Annotated in this window: 25 protein-coding genes; all 25 read left to right on the forward strand. The window is 63.9% G+C overall.

From position 1 onward, the window contains the following. Nucleotides 1-28 precede the first annotated feature (28 nt). The 25 genes from fusA to FGU64_RS01390 all read left to right on the forward strand — a co-directional run bounded on the left by fusA (nucleotide 29) and on the right by FGU64_RS01390 (nucleotide 15,424). Nucleotides 29-2,119 carry an elongation factor G gene (gene fusA / locus FGU64_RS01270; RefSeq protein ID WP_136355301.1) on the forward strand — a complete coding sequence of 697 codons (2,091 nt, stop codon included), beginning with the start codon at nucleotides 29-31 and terminating at the stop codon, nucleotides 2,117-2,119. A gap of 76 nt (nucleotides 2,120-2,195) precedes the next feature. Then, a complete protein-coding gene (gene tuf, locus FGU64_RS01275) occupies nucleotides 2,196-3,371 on the forward strand; it encodes an elongation factor Tu (protein WP_136355268.1) in 1,176 nt (391 codons plus the stop codon). Between the two features lie 65 nt (nucleotides 3,372-3,436). Next, nucleotides 3,437-3,745 carry a 30S ribosomal protein S10 gene (gene rpsJ, locus FGU64_RS01280; RefSeq protein WP_006205468.1) on the forward strand — a complete coding sequence of 103 codons (309 nt, stop codon included), beginning with the start codon at nucleotides 3,437-3,439 and terminating at the stop codon, nucleotides 3,743-3,745. Between the two features lie 105 nt (nucleotides 3,746-3,850). Beyond that, the gene (rplC, locus tag FGU64_RS01285; RefSeq protein WP_136355303.1) at nucleotides 3,851-4,564 is read left to right on the forward strand and encodes a 50S ribosomal protein L3; all 714 of its coding nucleotides are present in this window, start codon (nucleotides 3,851-3,853) and stop codon (nucleotides 4,562-4,564) included. Then, entirely contained in the window at nucleotides 4,564-5,184 is a 621-nt protein-coding gene (rplD, locus tag FGU64_RS01290) for a 50S ribosomal protein L4 (RefSeq protein ID WP_136355305.1), read from the forward strand. The genes rplC and rplD overlap by 1 nt, the downstream gene beginning before the upstream one ends. After that, nucleotides 5,181-5,474 (forward strand): 50S ribosomal protein L23, encoded by a 294-nt coding sequence (locus FGU64_RS01295; protein ID WP_136355307.1) that lies wholly within the window; start codon nucleotides 5,181-5,183, stop codon nucleotides 5,472-5,474. The genes rplD and FGU64_RS01295 overlap by 4 nt, the downstream gene beginning before the upstream one ends. Before the next feature lie 23 nt (nucleotides 5,475-5,497). Further along, the gene (gene rplB / locus FGU64_RS01300) at nucleotides 5,498-6,331 is read left to right on the forward strand and encodes a 50S ribosomal protein L2 (protein WP_136355309.1); all 834 of its coding nucleotides are present in this window, start codon (nucleotides 5,498-5,500) and stop codon (nucleotides 6,329-6,331) included. Between the two features lie 15 nt (nucleotides 6,332-6,346). Then, nucleotides 6,347-6,625: a 30S ribosomal protein S19 gene (rpsS, locus tag FGU64_RS01305; RefSeq protein WP_136355311.1), complete on the forward strand. Its 279-nt coding sequence runs from the start codon at nucleotides 6,347-6,349 to the stop codon at nucleotides 6,623-6,625. A 2-nt stretch (nucleotides 6,626-6,627) separates the two neighbouring features. Next, nucleotides 6,628-7,017: a 50S ribosomal protein L22 gene (gene rplV / locus FGU64_RS01310; RefSeq protein WP_136355313.1), complete on the forward strand. Its 390-nt coding sequence runs from the start codon at nucleotides 6,628-6,630 to the stop codon at nucleotides 7,015-7,017. Next, nucleotides 7,017-7,730, forward strand: a complete 714-nt coding sequence (rpsC, locus tag FGU64_RS01315; RefSeq protein ID WP_139950577.1) for a 30S ribosomal protein S3 — start codon at nucleotides 7,017-7,019, stop codon at nucleotides 7,728-7,730. The genes rplV and rpsC overlap by 1 nt, the downstream gene beginning before the upstream one ends. A 27-nt stretch (nucleotides 7,731-7,757) precedes the next feature. Then, the gene (gene rplP, locus FGU64_RS01320) at nucleotides 7,758-8,171 is read left to right on the forward strand and encodes a 50S ribosomal protein L16 (RefSeq protein ID WP_136355317.1); all 414 of its coding nucleotides are present in this window, start codon (nucleotides 7,758-7,760) and stop codon (nucleotides 8,169-8,171) included. An 11-nt stretch (nucleotides 8,172-8,182) separates the two neighbouring features. Then, a complete protein-coding gene (rpmC, locus tag FGU64_RS01325) occupies nucleotides 8,183-8,383 on the forward strand; it encodes a 50S ribosomal protein L29 (protein WP_136355319.1) in 201 nt (66 codons plus the stop codon). Between the two features lie 10 nt (nucleotides 8,384-8,393). Continuing rightward, nucleotides 8,394-8,648 (forward strand): 30S ribosomal protein S17, encoded by a 255-nt coding sequence (rpsQ, locus tag FGU64_RS01330; protein WP_139950578.1) that lies wholly within the window; start codon nucleotides 8,394-8,396, stop codon nucleotides 8,646-8,648. Between the two features lie 71 nt (nucleotides 8,649-8,719). Beyond that, nucleotides 8,720-9,088 carry a 50S ribosomal protein L14 gene (rplN, locus tag FGU64_RS01335; RefSeq protein ID WP_024924768.1) on the forward strand — a complete coding sequence of 123 codons (369 nt, stop codon included), beginning with the start codon at nucleotides 8,720-8,722 and terminating at the stop codon, nucleotides 9,086-9,088. A gap of 12 nt (nucleotides 9,089-9,100) precedes the next feature. After that, entirely contained in the window at nucleotides 9,101-9,415 is a 315-nt protein-coding gene (gene rplX / locus FGU64_RS01340) for a 50S ribosomal protein L24 (protein WP_139950579.1), read from the forward strand. Next, on the forward strand, nucleotides 9,408-9,980 hold the full coding sequence (gene rplE / locus FGU64_RS01345) for a 50S ribosomal protein L5 (protein WP_136355325.1): 573 nt from the start codon (nucleotides 9,408-9,410) through the stop codon (nucleotides 9,978-9,980). The genes rplX and rplE overlap by 8 nt, the downstream gene beginning before the upstream one ends. 26 nt (nucleotides 9,981-10,006) lie before the next feature. Beyond that, nucleotides 10,007-10,312, forward strand: a complete 306-nt coding sequence (gene rpsN, locus FGU64_RS01350; protein WP_136355327.1) for a 30S ribosomal protein S14 — start codon at nucleotides 10,007-10,009, stop codon at nucleotides 10,310-10,312. Between the two features lie 12 nt (nucleotides 10,313-10,324). Next, on the forward strand, nucleotides 10,325-10,723 hold the full coding sequence (gene rpsH, locus FGU64_RS01355; RefSeq protein WP_136355329.1) for a 30S ribosomal protein S8: 399 nt from the start codon (nucleotides 10,325-10,327) through the stop codon (nucleotides 10,721-10,723). 37 nt (nucleotides 10,724-10,760) lie between these two features. Continuing rightward, entirely contained in the window at nucleotides 10,761-11,294 is a 534-nt protein-coding gene (gene rplF, locus FGU64_RS01360) for a 50S ribosomal protein L6 (protein WP_139950580.1), read from the forward strand. A 165-nt stretch (nucleotides 11,295-11,459) separates the two neighbouring features. Continuing rightward, nucleotides 11,460-11,819: a 50S ribosomal protein L18 gene (gene rplR, locus FGU64_RS01365; RefSeq protein WP_139950581.1), complete on the forward strand. Its 360-nt coding sequence runs from the start codon at nucleotides 11,460-11,462 to the stop codon at nucleotides 11,817-11,819. Nucleotides 11,820-11,968: 149 nt separating this feature from the next. Further along, nucleotides 11,969-12,538: a 30S ribosomal protein S5 gene (gene rpsE, locus FGU64_RS01370; protein ID WP_136355335.1), complete on the forward strand. Its 570-nt coding sequence runs from the start codon at nucleotides 11,969-11,971 to the stop codon at nucleotides 12,536-12,538. A gap of 18 nt (nucleotides 12,539-12,556) precedes the next feature. Further along, nucleotides 12,557-12,754, forward strand: a complete 198-nt coding sequence (gene rpmD / locus FGU64_RS01375) for a 50S ribosomal protein L30 (RefSeq protein ID WP_136355337.1) — start codon at nucleotides 12,557-12,559, stop codon at nucleotides 12,752-12,754. A gap of 21 nt (nucleotides 12,755-12,775) precedes the next feature. Beyond that, nucleotides 12,776-13,249, forward strand: a complete 474-nt coding sequence (rplO, locus tag FGU64_RS01380) for a 50S ribosomal protein L15 (protein ID WP_136355339.1) — start codon at nucleotides 12,776-12,778, stop codon at nucleotides 13,247-13,249. A gap of 253 nt (nucleotides 13,250-13,502) precedes the next feature. Then, nucleotides 13,503-14,843: a preprotein translocase subunit SecY gene (secY, locus tag FGU64_RS01385; protein WP_136355341.1), complete on the forward strand. Its 1,341-nt coding sequence runs from the start codon at nucleotides 13,503-13,505 to the stop codon at nucleotides 14,841-14,843. Further along, the gene (locus FGU64_RS01390; RefSeq protein ID WP_139950582.1) at nucleotides 14,840-15,424 is read left to right on the forward strand and encodes an adenylate kinase; all 585 of its coding nucleotides are present in this window, start codon (nucleotides 14,840-14,842) and stop codon (nucleotides 15,422-15,424) included. The genes secY and FGU64_RS01390 overlap by 4 nt, the downstream gene beginning before the upstream one ends. The last annotated feature ends 22 nt before the right edge of the window (nucleotides 15,425-15,446 follow it).

Consider the following 15,446-nt stretch of genomic DNA (forward strand, 5'->3'; position numbering starts at 1 on the left):
GCGAAAGAAGACTGAAGAGGCACCTCCCATGGCCCGCGAATATCCCATCCACGACTACCGTAACTTCGGCATCATGGCCCACATCGATGCCGGCAAGACGACGACGACCGAGCGTATCCTTTATTACACGGGCAAGAACCACAAGATGGGCGAGACGCACGACGGCGCCTCGACCATGGACTGGATGGAGCAGGAGCAGGAGCGCGGCATCACCATCACGTCCGCTGCCACCACCACCTCGTGGAAGGGCCGTGACGGCAAGAACCGCCGCTTCAACATCATCGACACCCCCGGCCACGTCGACTTCACCATCGAGGTGGAGCGTTCGCTGCGCGTTCTCGACGGCGCCATCGCGCTGCTCGATTCCAACGCCGGCGTCGAGCCGCAGACCGAGACTGTCTGGCGCCAGGCCGAGAAGTATCATGTGCCGCGCATGATCTTCTGCAACAAGATGGACAAGATCGGCGCGGACTTCTACCGCTGCCTCGAGATGATCAAGTCTCGTCTGGGCGCGATTCCGCTCGCCATGCAGCTGCCGATCGGCGCCGAAAGCGATTTCAAGGGCGTCGTCGACCTCATCGAGATGAACGCGCTGGTCTGGCGCGACGAGTCGCTGGGCGCTGCCTGGGACGTCGTCGAGATCCCGGCCGACCTCAAGGCCAAGGCCGAGGAATACCGCGAGAAGCTCATCGAGACTGCCGTCGAGATGGACGACGATGCGATGAACGCCTACCTGGAAGGCACCATGCCCTCCAACGATCAGCTCCGCGATCTGATCCGCAAGGGCACCATCGACGTCAAGTTCCACCCGGTGTTCTGCGGCTCCGCCTTCAAGAACAAGGGCGTGCAGCCGTTGCTCGACGCCGTCGTCGACTTCCTGCCGGCGCCGGACGAAGTCCCCGCCATCAAGGGCGTCGATGCCAAGACCAACGCCGAGATCGAGCGTCACGCGGACGACAACGAGCCGCTGTCGATGCTGGCGTTCAAGATCATGAACGACCCGTTCGTCGGTTCGCTCACCTTCGCGCGCATCTATTCGGGCAAGCTCACTAAGGGCGTGTCGCTCGACAACACGGTGAAGGGCAAGAAGGAGCGCATCGGCCGCATGCTGCAGATGCACTCGAACTCGCGTACGGACATCGAGGAAGCCTTCGCCGGCGACATCGTTGCGCTGGCCGGCCTCAAGGAGACCACCACCGGCGACACGCTGTGCGATCCGCTGCACCCGGTCATCCTGGAGCGCATGGAGTTCCCCGATCCGGTCATCCAGATCGCCATCGAGCCGAAGACCAAGGGCGACCAGGAGAAGATGGGCCTTGCCCTGCATCGCCTGGCGGCCGAGGATCCGTCCTTCCGCGTCAAGACCGACGAGGAATCGGGCCAGACCATCATCGCCGGCATGGGTGAGCTTCACCTCGACATCATCGTCGACCGCATGCGCCGCGAGTTCAAGGTCGAGGCCAATGTCGGCGCGCCGCAGGTGGCTTATCGCGAGACGATCACCCGCACGCACGAGCAGGACTACACGCACAAGAAGCAGACCGGCGGCACGGGTCAGTTCGCCCGCGTCAAGATCGTCTTCGAGCCGAACACCGAGAGCGAAGAGTTCGTGTTCGAGTCCAAGATCGTCGGCGGTGCGGTGCCGAAGGAATACATCCCCGGCGTGCAGAAGGGCATCGACAGCGTCATGGGTTCCGGCCCGTTTGCCGGCTTCCCGATGATCGGCGTCAAGGCGACGCTGATCGACGGTGCCTTCCACGACGTCGACTCCTCGGTCCTGGCCTTCGAAATCGCCTCGCGTGCGTGCTTCAAGGAAGCCGCTCCGAAGCTTGGCGTGCAGTTGCTCGAGCCGATCATGAAGGTCGAGGTGGTGACGCCTGAAGACTACGTCGGCAACGTCATCGGCGACCTGAACAGCCGTCGCGGCCAGATCCAGGGCCAGGAGAGCCGCGGCGTCGCCGTGGTCGTCAACGCCATGGTGCCGCTGGCCAACATGTTCAAGTACGTCGACTCGCTGCGTTCGATGTCGCAGGGCCGCGCCCAGTACACGATGCAGTTCGACCACTACGAGCCGGTGCCGACCGCGGTCGCCCAGGAAGTCCAGAAGAAATACGCGTAGTCCCCGGAAACGGTTTGGGATTGCGTCGGTAACTTAATTGAACGCCCGAACGGGCAAGCAGGAATGGAGAGCTCACATGGCAAAAGGTAAATTCGAGCGTAATAAGCCTCATGTGAACATTGGCACGATTGGTCACGTTGACCATGGCAAGACGTCGTTGACGGCGGCGATCACGAAGTATTTTGGCGACTACAAGCCGTACGACCAGATTGACGCGGCACCTGAAGAGAAGGCACGCGGCATCACGATCTCGACGGCGCACGTCGAATACGAGACGCCGGCTCGCCACTATGCGCACGTCGACTGCCCCGGCCACGCCGACTATGTGAAGAACATGATCACGGGTGCGGCGCAGATGGACGGCGCGATCCTGGTGGTTTCGGCCGCCGACGGCCCGATGCCGCAGACGCGCGAGCACATCCTGCTCGCCCGCCAGGTCGGCGTTCCGGCGATCGTCGTGTTCATGAACAAGGTCGACCTGGTCGACGATCCGGAGCTGCTGGAGCTGGTCGAGCTTGAGGTTCGCGAGCTTCTGTCGAAGTACGAGTTCCCCGGCGACGACATTCCGATCGTCAAGGGCTCGGCGGTTGCCGCCCTCGAGGACAGCAACAAGGAGATCGGCGAGAACGCCATCCGCAAGCTGATGGAAGAGGTCGACGCCTACATCCCGACGCCGGAGCGTCCGGTCGACAAGCCGTTCCTGATGCCGATCGAGGACGTTTTCTCGATCTCGGGCCGCGGCACGGTGGTGACGGGCCGCGTCGAGCGCGGTGTGGTCAAGGTCGGCGAGGAGCTTGAGATCGTCGGCATCCGTCCGACCTCGAAGACGACCTGCACGGGCGTCGAGATGTTCCGCAAGCTGCTCGACCAGGGCCAGGCGGGCGACAACATCGGCGCGCTGCTGCGCGGCGTCGACCGTGACGGCGTCGAGCGCGGCCAGGTTCTGGCCAAGCCCGGCACCGTGAAGCCGCACAAGAAGTTCAAGGCGGAAGTGTACATCCTGACGAAGGAGGAGGGTGGCCGTCACACGCCGTTCTTCACCAACTACCGTCCGCAGTTCTACTTCCGCACGACGGACGTGACGGGCATCGTGACGCTGCCGGCGGGCACCGAGATGGTGATGCCCGGCGACAACGTGTCGGTGGACGTCGAGCTGATCGTGCCGATCGCCATGGAAGACCGCCTGCGCTTCGCCATCCGCGAGGGCGGCCGCACCGTCGGCTCCGGCATCGTCGCCGCTATCGTCGAGTAAGAGAAAAAAGAGATCTGTCGCGGGCGGGGTAACGCCCGCGCCGCGCCAGAACAAGGAATGACGAGATGAACGGTCAGAATATCCGCATCCGACTTAAAGCGTTCGATCACCGCGTGCTGGATGCCTCGACGCGCGAGATCGTGTCGACCGCCAAGCGCACCGGCGCCAACGTGCGCGGCCCCATCCCGCTGCCGACCCGGATCGAGAAGTTCACGGTCAACCGCTCGCCCCACGTCGACAAGAAGAGCCGCGAGCAGTTCGAGATGCGTACCCACAAGCGCCTGCTCGACATCGTCGACCCGACCCCGCAGACGGTCGATGCGCTGATGAAGCTCGATCTTGCCGCCGGCGTCGACGTCGAGATCAAGCTCTAAAGAGCGGACACATGAGCCCGACGGCCAGCCCGGACGGCTCCTCTGGAAAACAAGCGCCTGCAGTGGCTTCGAGCCCGGCGGGAAGCTCTAAAGGAAGATGAACCGATGCGTTCAGGAGTGATTGCACAGAAGGTCGGGATGACCCGCATCTATAACGATGCCGGCGAGCACGTTCCCGTCACCGTTCTCCGCATGGAGAACTGCCAGGTCGTGGCCCAGCGCACGCAGGAGAAGAACGGCTACACCGCCGTCCAGCTCGGCGTCGGCCTGGCCAAGGTGAAGAACACGCCGAAGGCGATGCGTGGCCATTTCGCCACCGCCTCGGTCGAGCCGAAGGCGAAGGTCGCGGAGTTCCGCGTTTCCCCTGAGAACCTGCTCGACGTCGGCGCCGAGATCACCGTCGATCACTTCGTCGCCGGCCAGAAGGTCGACGTCACCGGCACTTCGACCGGCAAGGGCTTCCAGGGCGTCATGAAGCGCCACAATTTCGGCGGCGGTCGCGCCACCCACGGTAACTCGCTGTCGCACCGCATCGCCGGTTCGACCGGCCAGCGCCAGGACCCCGGCAAGGTGTTCAAGGGCAAGAAGATGGCCGGCCACATGGGCAACGTGCGCGTCACCACGCAGAACGTCGAGGTCGTCTCCACCGACGCCGACCGCGGCCTGATCCTGATCCGCGGCGCCGTTCCCGGCACCAAGGGCGCCTGGATCCTGGTCCGCGACGCCGTCAAGGTGCCGCTGCCGGCCAACGCGCCGAAGCCCGCGGCCATCCGCGCTGCCGGCAAGACCGAGGCTCCGGCCGCTGAAGGAGCGGAATAATGGACATCAAGATCACCACGCTCGCCGGCAAGGACGCTGGCAAGGTCAAGCTCTCGGACGAGATTTTCGGCCTCGACCCGCGCGAGGACATCCTGCAGCGCGTCGTGCGCTGGCAGCTTGCCAAGAAGCAGCAGGGCACGCACCAGTCGAAGGGTCGCGCGGACATCGCCCGCACCGGCGCCAAGATGTACAAGCAGAAGGGCACCGGCCGCGCCCGTCACCATTCGGCGCGCGCTCCGCAGTTCCGCGGCGGCGGCAAGGCGCACGGCCCGGTGGCGCGCAGCCACGAGCACGATCTGCCCAAGAAGGTCCGCGCTCTCGGCCTCAAGCATGCGCTGTCGGCCAAGGCCAAGGCTGCCTCGATCATCGTCGTCGACGACCTGAAGCTGGCCGAGGCCAAGACCAAGGCGCTGGCGGCCAATTTCGCCACGCTCGGCCTCACCAACGCTCTGTTCATCGGCGGCGCCGAACTGGACCAGGGCTTCAAGAAGGCCGCTGCCAACATTCCGAACATCGACGTTCTGCCGATCCAGGGCATCAACGTCTACGACATCCTGCGCCGCGGCACGCTGGTCCTTTCCAAGGCGGCGATCGAGGCCCTCGAGGAGCGCTTCAAATGACCGACCTTCGTCATTACGATGTGATCGTCTCGCCGGCGATCACCGAAAAGTCGACCATGGCGTCCGAGCAGAACCAGGTGGTCTTCAACGTCGCCAAGAAGGCTTCCAAGCCCGAGATCAAGGCGGCCGTCGAGGCGCTGTTCGGTGTCAAGGTCACGGCCGTCAACACGCTGGTGCGCAAGGGCAAGGTCAAGCGCTTCCGCGGCACGATCGGCCGTCAGGGCGACGTCAAGAAGGCTGTCGTGACGCTGGCCGACGGCCAGTCGATCGACGTCGCGACCGGTCTCTGAGCTAGGGCGCTGAGGACAAGAAAATGGCTTTGAAACATTTTAACCCGATCACGCCGAGCACCCGTCAGCTCGTCATCGTCGACCGCTCGGACCTCTACAAGGGCAAGCCCGTCAAGGGGCTGACCGAGGGCCTGACCAAGTCGGGCGGCCGCAACAACTACGGTCGCATCACGGCACGCTTCATTGGCGGCGGTCACAAGCGTTCGTACCGCATCATCGACTTCAAGCGCCGCAAGCTGGATGTCGTCGGCACCGTCGAGCGTATTGAATACGACCCGAACCGCACTGCCTTCATCGCACTGATCAAGTACGAGGACGGCGAGCTGAACTACATCATCGCCCCGCAGCGTCTGCAGGCCGGTGACAAGGTTGTTGCCTCCATGGCCGCCGATGTGAAGCCGGGCAACGCGATGCCGCTGTCGGCCATGCCGGTCGGCACCATCGTCCACAACATCGAGCTGAAGCCGGGCAAGGGCGGCCAGGTCGCCCGTTCGGCCGGTGCCTACGCCCAGCTCGTCGGCCGCGACCAGGGCATGGCGATCCTGCGCCTCAACTCGGGAGAGCAGCGCATCGTCCACGGTTCGTGCTTCGCCACCATCGGCGCCGTCTCGAACCCCGATCACGGCAACATCAACGACGGCAAGGCCGGCCGCACCGTCTGGCGCGGCAAGCGCCCGCACAACCGCGGCGTCGTGATGAACCCTGTTGACCACCCGCACGGCGGCGGCGAAGGCCGCACCTCGGGCGGCCGCCACCCGGTCACCCCGTGGGGCAAGCCGACCAAGGGCAAGAAGACGCGCTCGAACAAGTCGACCGACAAGTTCATCGTGCGCTCGCGCCACGCGCGCAAGAGCTAAGAAGAGGTAGCTGAAGTGACTCGTTCAGTCTGGAAAGGCCCGTTCGTCGACGGCTATCTGCTGAAGAAGGCAGACAAGGTCCGCGAAGGCGGCCGCAACGAGGTGATCAAGATGTGGAGCCGTCGCTCCACCATCCTGCCGCAGTTCGTCGGCCTCACCTTCGGCGTCTACAACGGCCAGAAGCATGTCCCGGTCTCGGTGAACGAGGACATGGTCGGCCACAAGTTCGGTGAGTTCGCCCCGACCCGTACCTACTACGGCCACGGCGCGGACAAGAAGGCAAAGAGGAAGTAACGATGGGCAAGGCCAAAGCACCGCGCAAGCTCGCCGACAATGAGGCGCGCGCGGTCCTGCGCACGATCCGCATCAGCCCGCAGAAGCTGAATCTGGTTGCCGCCATGATCCGCGGCAAGAAGGTGGCGGCTGCGCTGAGCGACCTCGAATTCTCGCGCAAGCGCATTTCCGGCACCGTCAAGAAGACGCTGGAGTCGGCGATCGCCAACGCCGAGAACAATCATGACCTCGACGTCGACGCGCTGGTCGTGGCCGAGGCCTATGTCGGCAAGTCGATCGTCATGAAGCGCTTCCACGCTCGTGGCCGCGGTCGCGCCAGCCGTATCGAAAAGCCGTTTTCGCACCTCACGATCGTTGTTCGTGAAGTCGAGGAAAAAGGGGAGGCCGCCTGATGGGCCAGAAAATCAATCCGATCGGGCTGCGCCTCGGCATTAACCGCACCTGGGATTCGCGCTGGTACGCCAACACCGGCGAGTACGGCAAGCTGCTGCACGAGGACCTCAAGATCCGCGAGTATCTTGAGAAGGAACTCAAGCAGGCCGCGATCTCCAAGATCGTCATCGAGCGCCCGCACAAGAAGTGCCGCGTCACCATCCATGCCGCGCGCCCGGGCCTGATCATCGGCAAGAAGGGCGCCGACATCGAGAAGCTTCGCAAGAAGCTGACCGAGATGACGAAGTCCGAGACCCACCTCAACATCGTCGAGGTGCGCAAGCCGGAGACCGACGCCACGCTGATCGCACAGTCGATCGCCCAGCAGCTCGAGCGCCGTATCGCTTTCCGCCGCGCCATGAAGCGCGCCGTGCAGTCGGCCATGCGTCTCGGTGCCGAAGGCATCCGTATCAACTGCGCCGGCCGTCTCGGCGGCGCCGAGATTGCGCGCATGGAGTGGTATCGCGAAGGTCGCGTTCCGCTGCACACGCTGCGCGCCGATGTCGACTACGGCACGGCCGAGGCGCACACCGCCTACGGCATCTGCGGCGTCAAGGTCTGGGTGTTCAAGGGCGAGATCCTGGAGCATGACCCGATGGCTTCGGAGCGCCGTGCCACCGAGGGCGATCACGCCGGCGAGCGTTCGGGCGCACGTCGTCGCGAGAACGCCTGAGCATAGAGAGAATTTGGAGCAAGTAAGATGCTGCAGCCAAAGCGCACAAAGTTCCGCAAGCAGTTCAAGGGCCGCATCCACGGTACCGCCAAGGGCGGCACCAACCTGGATTTCGGCGGCTTCGGGCTGAAGGCGCTGGAGCCGAACCGCGTCACCGCGCGCGAGATCGAGGCGGCCCGCCGCGCGATCACGCGTGAGATGAAGCGCGCCGGCCGTGTCTGGATCCGGGTGTTCCCGGACGTTCCGGTCACCTCGAAGCCGACCGAAGTCCGCATGGGCAAGGGCAAGGGCGCGATCGATTACTGGGCCTGCCGCGTCAAGCCCGGCCGCATCATGTTCGAGATCGACGGCGTGCCGGAAGACATCGCCCGCGAGGCCCTGCGCCTCGGCGCCGCCAAGCTGTCGGTCCGCACGCGCTTCGTACAGCGCATCGCCGAATAAGGACGCCGAAGATGAAAGTCGAAGAACTCCGCTCGAAGACGCAGGACCAGCTCTCGGACGATCTGGCGGCCCTCAAGAAGGAGCAGTTCAACCTGCGCTTCCAGAAGGCCACCGGCCAGCTCGAGAAGACCGCGCGCGTCAAGCAGGTCCGCAAGGACATCGCCCGCATCAAGACCATCGCTGCCGAGAAGGCAGCGGCCAAGAAGGCTTAAGGATAAGACCATGCCGAAGCGCATCCTGCAGGGCACCGTCGTCAGCGACAAGAACGAGAAGACCGTCGTGGTCAAGGTCGAGCGTCGCTTCACCCACCCGGTGATGAAGAAGACCGTGCGTATGTCGAAGAAGTACAAGGCGCACGACGAGAACAACGCCCACAAGGTCGGCGACACCGTGTTCATTCAGGAATCGGCGCCGATCTCGAAGGACAAGCGCTGGGTGGTCGTCACCGCCGAGCAGGCCGAACAGGCCCAGGCGTAACGAACGAATTTTGGACAGACCGGGGAAGGGCGATGCGCCCGTCCCGATAGAAAAGAAGAAGGCGGCCAGTCATGATTCAGATGCAAACTAACCTGGACGTTGCCGACAATTCCGGCGCGCGCCGTGTCATGTGCATCAAGGTGCTGGGCGGCTCGAAGCGGAAGTATGCCTCCGTCGGCGACATCATCGTGGTGTCGATCAAGGAAGCCATTCCGCGCGGCCGCGTGAAGAAGGGCGACGTGATGAAGGCCGTGGTGGTTCGTACCGCCAAGGACATCCGCCGTCCCGACGGCAGCGTGATCCGTTTCGACAAGAACGCGGCCGTTCTCGTCGACAACAAGAAAGAGCCGGTGGGCACGCGTATCTTCGGCCCGGTTCCGCGCGAGCTTCGCGCCAAGAACCACATGAAGATCATCTCGCTGGCCCCCGAAGTGCTGTAAGGAGCCGGACAAATGCAGAAGATCCGTAAGGGCGACAAGGTCGTCGTGCTTTCCGGCAAGGACAAGGGCCGCTCCGGCGAAGTCGTGTCCGTGCAGCCGAAGGAAGATACCGCGATCGTTCGCGGCATCAACATCGTGGTTCGCCACCAGCGCCAGACCCAGTCGCAGGAAGGCGGTCTCATTCGCAAGGAAGCGCCGATCCATCTTTCGAACCTTGCTGTTGCCGACCCCAAGGACGGCAAGCCGACCCGCGTCGGCTTCAAGTTCGAGAAGGACGGCAAGAAGGTGCGCTTCGCCAAGCGCTCGGGAGAAACGATCAATGGCTAAGGCAGCGCAGGCAGAAGCCAACAACACGCCGCGCCTGAAGAAGGTCTACAACGAGACCATCCGCAAGGCGCTGCAGGAGCAGTTCAAGTACGACAACGAGATGCAGATTCCGCGTCTCGACAAGATCGTGCTGAACATGGGCGTCGGCGAAGCGACGGGCGATTCCAAGAAGCCCACGGTCGCCGCCGAGGACCTGTCGCAGATCGCCGGCCAGAAGGCCGTCGTGACCCGCGCGCGCAAGTCCATCGCCACCTTCAAGGTGCGCGAGAACATGCCGATCGGCACCAAGGTGACCCTGCGCGCCGAGCGCATGTACGAGTTCCTCGACCGCCTGGTCAACATCGCGCTGCCGCGCGTTCGCGACTTCCGCGGCCTGAACCCGAAGAGCTTCGACGGCCGTGGCAACTACGCCATGGGCATCAAGGAGCACATCGTGTTCCCGGAGATCAACTACGACAAGGTCGATCAGATCTGGGGCATGGACATCATCGTTTGTACGACTGCGAAGACGGACGACGAGGCTAGGGCTTTGCTCAAGGCTTTCAACTTCCCCTTCCGCCAGTAACGGCAGCGAGCAAAGGAAAATCTGAAATGGCAAAGACCAGCTCAGTTGAGAAGAACAATCGGCGGCGCAAGCTCGTCGCCCAGTACGCTGCCAAGCGTGCGGCGCTCAAGGCCATCGTCATGGATCAGTCCAAGCCGATGGACGAGCGTTTCCGTGCCCAGTTGAAGCTTTCGGCGCTGCCGCGCAACTCGGCCAAGATCCGCATCCGCAACCGCTGCGAAGTGACCGGCCGTCCGCGCGCCTACTATCGCAAGCTCGGCCTGTCGCGTATCGCGCTTCGCGATCTGGGCAATACCGGGCAGGTTCCGGGCCTGGTCAAGTCGAGCTGGTAAGGAGGACACGATATGTCATTGAGCGATCCTCTCGGCGATATGCTGACCCGCATCCGTAACGCCTACGGCCGTAAGAAGTCGAGCGTTTCGACCCCGGCCTCGCGTCTGCGCGCCCGCGTTCTCGACGTGCTGAAGGCGGAAGGCTACATCCGCGACTACAGCCAGACCGATTTCGACAACGGCAAGTCCGAGATCGAGATCGAGCTGAAGTATTTCGACGGCAACCCGGTGGTGCGCGAGATTTCCCGCGTCTCCAAGCCCGGTCGCCGCGTCTATGTTTCGGCCAAGTCCATCCCGCACGTCGCCAACGGCCTCGGCATCGCCATCCTTTCGACGCCGAAGGGCGTGATGGCCGATCATGAGGCCCGCGAGCAGAACGTCGGCGGCGAAGTGCTCTGCCAGATCGTCTGATCTCGAAGAGCGAACTGTAAGAAGCGAGGAGACGAAGATGTCTCGTATTGGAAAGAAACCCGTCGCGGTGCCGCAGGGCGTGACCGCTTCGGTGAACGGCCAGACCGTCTCGGCCAAGGGGCCGAAGGGCGAGCTGAAGTTCGTCGTCAACGACGAGGTTCTGGTGAAGCTGGAGGACGGCAACATCTCCGTCCAGCCGCGTGACGATTCCAAGGGCGCGCGCTCCAAGTGGGGCATGTCGCGCACCCAGATCGTCAACATCCTGACCGGCGTGAAGGACGGCTTCGAAAAGAAGCTCGAGATTACCGGCGTCGGCTATCGCGCCGCCATGCAGGGCAAGGACCTGCAGCTTGCGCTCGGCTTCTCGCACGACGTCGTCTACAAGACCCCGGCCGGCATCACCATCTCGACGCCGAAGCCGACCGAGATCAGCGTCGTCGGCATCGACAAGCAGCAGGTCGGCCAGGTCGCCGCCGAGATCCGCGAATATCGCGGCCCCGAGCCCTACAAGGGCAAGGGCGTGCGCTATGCCGGCGAGCGCATCGTGCGCAAGGAAGGCAAGAAGAAGTAATTTAAGGCAATAGGGGAATAGGGGAGTAAGGCAATAACAAGGGCACACATATTGCCCTACTGCCTTATTCCCTTACTCCCTTAAGATGCAACGCCACGGGGAATTGTCGCGGGAGCCAGGCTACCGCACACGGCAAACCCCGGTTTATGAAGGCAGGAACAGACCATGGCAGACAAGGCCGCAACCCAGAAGCGCGCGCAGCGCATCCGCCGCCAGATCAAGAAGGTCGCCGGCGACCGCCCGCGTCTTTCGGTGCACCGCACCTCCAAGAACATCTACGCCCAGGTGATCGACGACGCGAAGGGCCACACGGTGGCCGCCGCCTCGACGCTGGAGAAGGATTTCAAGGCCGGCAAGAAGACGGGCGCCGATTCCGCCGCTGCCGCCGCGATCGGCAAGCTGGTCGCCGAGCGTGCGGTCAAGGCCGGCGTCAAGGAGGTCGTGTTCGACCGTGGCGCCTACATCTATCACGGCCGCGTCAAGGCGCTGGCCGAGGCGGCCCGCGAGGGTGGCCTGAGCTTCTAAAACTGCTTCTACGGCGGTTGCGGCAAAAAAGTTGCTGACTTTTGCGCCGGGATCGTTCACAGGAAGCGCGATTTCGCCGCCGGCGGCCCGAAAACGGGGCGCCGGCATTTCAGCAGCCCGTGCTACCGGAAAAGAACAAGGACTAGGATATGGCACAGGAACCCAGGGAACGCGGCCGCGATCGTGGCCGTGACCGCGAGGAGCGCGACGACGGCATCGTCGACAAGCTCGTTCACATCAACCGCGTCGCCAAGGTGGTCAAGGGTGGCCGTCGCTTCGGCTTCGCCGCCCTCGTCGTCGTCGGCGACCAGAAGGGCCGCGTCGGCTTCGGCCACGGCAAGGCGCGCGAAGTGCCGGAAGCCATCCGCAAGGCGACCGAGTCGGCCAAGCGCGACATGATCTTCGTGCCGTTGCGTTCCGGCCGCACGCTGCATCATGACGTGGAAGGCCGCTGGGGCGCCGGCAAGGTGCTGCTGCGCGCCGCCAAGCCCGGTACCGGCATCATCGCCGGCGGCCCGATGCGCGCCGTCTTCGAGACGCTCGGCATGCACGACGTCGTCGCCAAGTCGATGGGCTCGTCGAACCCCTACAACATGGTTCGCGCCACCTTCGACGCGCTCAAGAGCCAGATGCATCCCAAGGATGTGGCTGCTGCGCGCGGTATCAAGTATTCGACCCTTCAGGCCCGCCGCGGCACCGCCGTTGCGGCTGAAGAGTAAGCTGGAAGGACCACGAAAATGGCCAAGAAAGCTGCCAAGACCATCACCGTCGAGCAGATCGGCTCGCCGATCCGCCGGCCGAAGGAACAGCGTGCCACGCTGGTCGGCCTCGGCCTGAACAAGATGCACAAGCGGCGCACGCTGGAGGACACGCCTTCGGTGCGCGGCATGATCGCCGCCGTTTCGCACCTCGTCCGCGTCGTCGACGAGGCCTGATAGGCGCGCAGGAGAAAGACCATGAAACTCAACGATCTGCGTGACAACGAAGGCGCGACCCATTCCAAGAAGCGTCTCGGCCGTGGCATCGGCTCGGGCTCCGGCAAGACCGGCGGCCGTGGCGTCAAGGGCCAGAAGTCCCGCTCCGGCGTCGCCATCAACGGCTTCGAGGGCGGCCAGATGCCGCTCTACCGCCGTCTGCCGAAGCGCGGCTTCAACAACATCTTCGCGAAGCACTTCGTGACGGTGTCGCTGGCCCGCATCCAGGCCGCGATCGACGCCAAGAAGCTCGACGCCAAGGAAACGGTCAATGCCGAGGCGCTGGTCAAGGCCGGCGTTATCCGCCGCGTCAAGGACGGGGTTCGCATCCTTTCCGACGGCGAACTGAAGGCCAAGGTCGCCTTCGACGTTGCCGGCGCCTCCAAGGCCGCTCTCGAAAAGATCGAGAAGGCCGGCGGCTCCGTCAAGCTGCCCGAGAAGGCGGCCGCCGAGTAAGCGCCGGGGGTAGGGCGCCTGGCGCCCCGATCCGTCCCGTGAACGAGCGGCCGCGTCAGTGCGGCCGCTTGCATATTCGGGACTGCGAGCTTATCTCGGTTTCGCGCGTCGCCTGATCGGGTGCCTTTGCAGCGAGACCTAGAGCAATTCCAGGACAAGCGGGAATCGGTTTTCCACCCGGAATTGCGAGAAAACAAAAGCGAGCGTTTCCGCGCTTCGAAGGAAGCGGAGATGCACCGGCGGAGAATCAGGCATGGCTTCGGCTGCTGAACAACTTGCTTCCAATCTGAATTTCGCCACCTTCGCCAAGGCCGAGGAACTCAAGAAGCGCATCTGGTTCACGCTCGGCGCGATGCTGGTCTACCGGCTCGGCACCTACATCCCGCTGCCGGGCATCAACCCGGAGGCCTTCGCCCAGGCCTTCAAGCAGCAGAGCGGCGGCGTGCTGGGCATGTTCAACATGTTCGCCGGCGGCGCCGTCGAGCGCATGGCGATCTTCGCTCTGGGCGTCATGCCCTACATTTCCGCCTCCATCATCATGCAGTTGATGACGTCGGTCATTCCCTCGCTCGAAGCCTTGAAGAAGGAAGGCGAGCAGGGCCGCAAGATCATCAACCAGTACACCCGCTACGGCACCGTGCTGCTCGCCATCGTCCAGTCCTACGGCATTGCGGTGGGCCTGCAGAGCGGCAACAACATGGTCATCCATCCCGGCCTGTTCTTCCAGCTTTCCACGGTCATCAGCCTGACCGGCGGCACCATGTTCCTGATGTGGCTGGGCGAGCAGGTCACCGCCCGCGGCATCGGCAACGGCGTGTCGCTGATCATCATGGCAGGCATCATCGCCGGCATGCCGCGCGCGCTCGGCGCGACGCTGGAGATGGGCCGTACCGGCTCGCTGTCGACCGGCTTGATCCTGGCCATCATCGTGCTCGCCGTCGTCGTCGTGGCGCTGATCGTCTTCTTCGAGCGCGCCCAGCGCCGGCTTCTGATCCAGTATCCGAAGCGCCAGGTCGGCAACCGCATGTTCCAGGGCGACACCTCGCACCTGCCGCTGAAGCTCAACACCTCGGGCGTCATCCCGCCGATCTTCGCGTCCTCGCTTCTGCTGCTGCCGGCGACGCTGGCCGGCTTCTCCAACACCACCAACATGCCGGGATGGGCGAACACGATCCTGGCCGCGCTCGGCCACGGCCAGCCGCTCTACATGCTCTTCTACGGCGGCATGATCGCCTTCTTCACCTTCTTCTACACGGCCATCGTGTTCAATCCGAAGGAGACGGCCGACCAGCTCAAGAAGCACTCGGGCTTCATCCCCGGCTATCGTCCGGGCGAGCGCACGGCCGACTACATCGACTATGTACTCACCCGCATCACGGTTGTCGGCGCCATCTATCTGGTCGCCGTCTGCCTTCTGCCCGAATACCTGATCGCCGCAACTGGGATACCGTTCTACCTTGGTGGCACTTCGCTTCTGATCGTCGTCAGTGTAACGCTCGATACGGTCGCGCAGATCCAGGGGCACCTGATCGCGCACCAGTACGAAGGTCTGATCAAGAAGTCGAAGTTGCGCGGGGGTAAGAGAGGCAGATGAGGTTGATATTGCTTGGCCCGCCGGGAGCGGGCAAGGGGACGCAGGCACAGCGCATCGTCGAGAGAAACGGCGTGCCGCAACTCTCCACCGGCGACATGCTGCGCGCGGCGGTGAAGAACGGCACCGAGGTCGGCAAGCGCGCCAAGGCGGTGATGGATGCCGGCGAACTGGTGTCGGACGCCATCGTCAACGCCATCGTCGCCGAGCGGATCGACCAGCCCGATTGCGCGGGCGGCTTCATCCTCGACGGCTATCCGCGCACACTGCCGCAGGCCGATGCGGTGGAAGCGATGCTGGCCGAACGCGGCCTCAAGCTCGACGCCGTGGTCGAGCTGGTCGTCGACGACAAGGCGCTCGTCGGCCGCATCGTCAAGCGGGCGAAGGAGGCCGAGGCGGCCGGGCAGCCGGTGCGCAAGGACGACAATCCGGAGGTGTTCGAGGAACGCCTGCGCGAATATTACAAGAAGACCGCCCCGCTCATCGGCTACTACTACGCCAAGGGCAGCCTGAAGAGCGTCGACGGCATGGCTGACATCGATGCGGTGACCCGTCAGATCGAAGGCGTTCTCGCCGGCGCCTGACCTGAAAATCGAAGACTGCCCT

The organism is Mesorhizobium sp. 8 (assembly GCF_006351905.1).
GTDB lineage: Bacteria > Pseudomonadota > Alphaproteobacteria > Rhizobiales > Rhizobiaceae > Mesorhizobium > Mesorhizobium composti.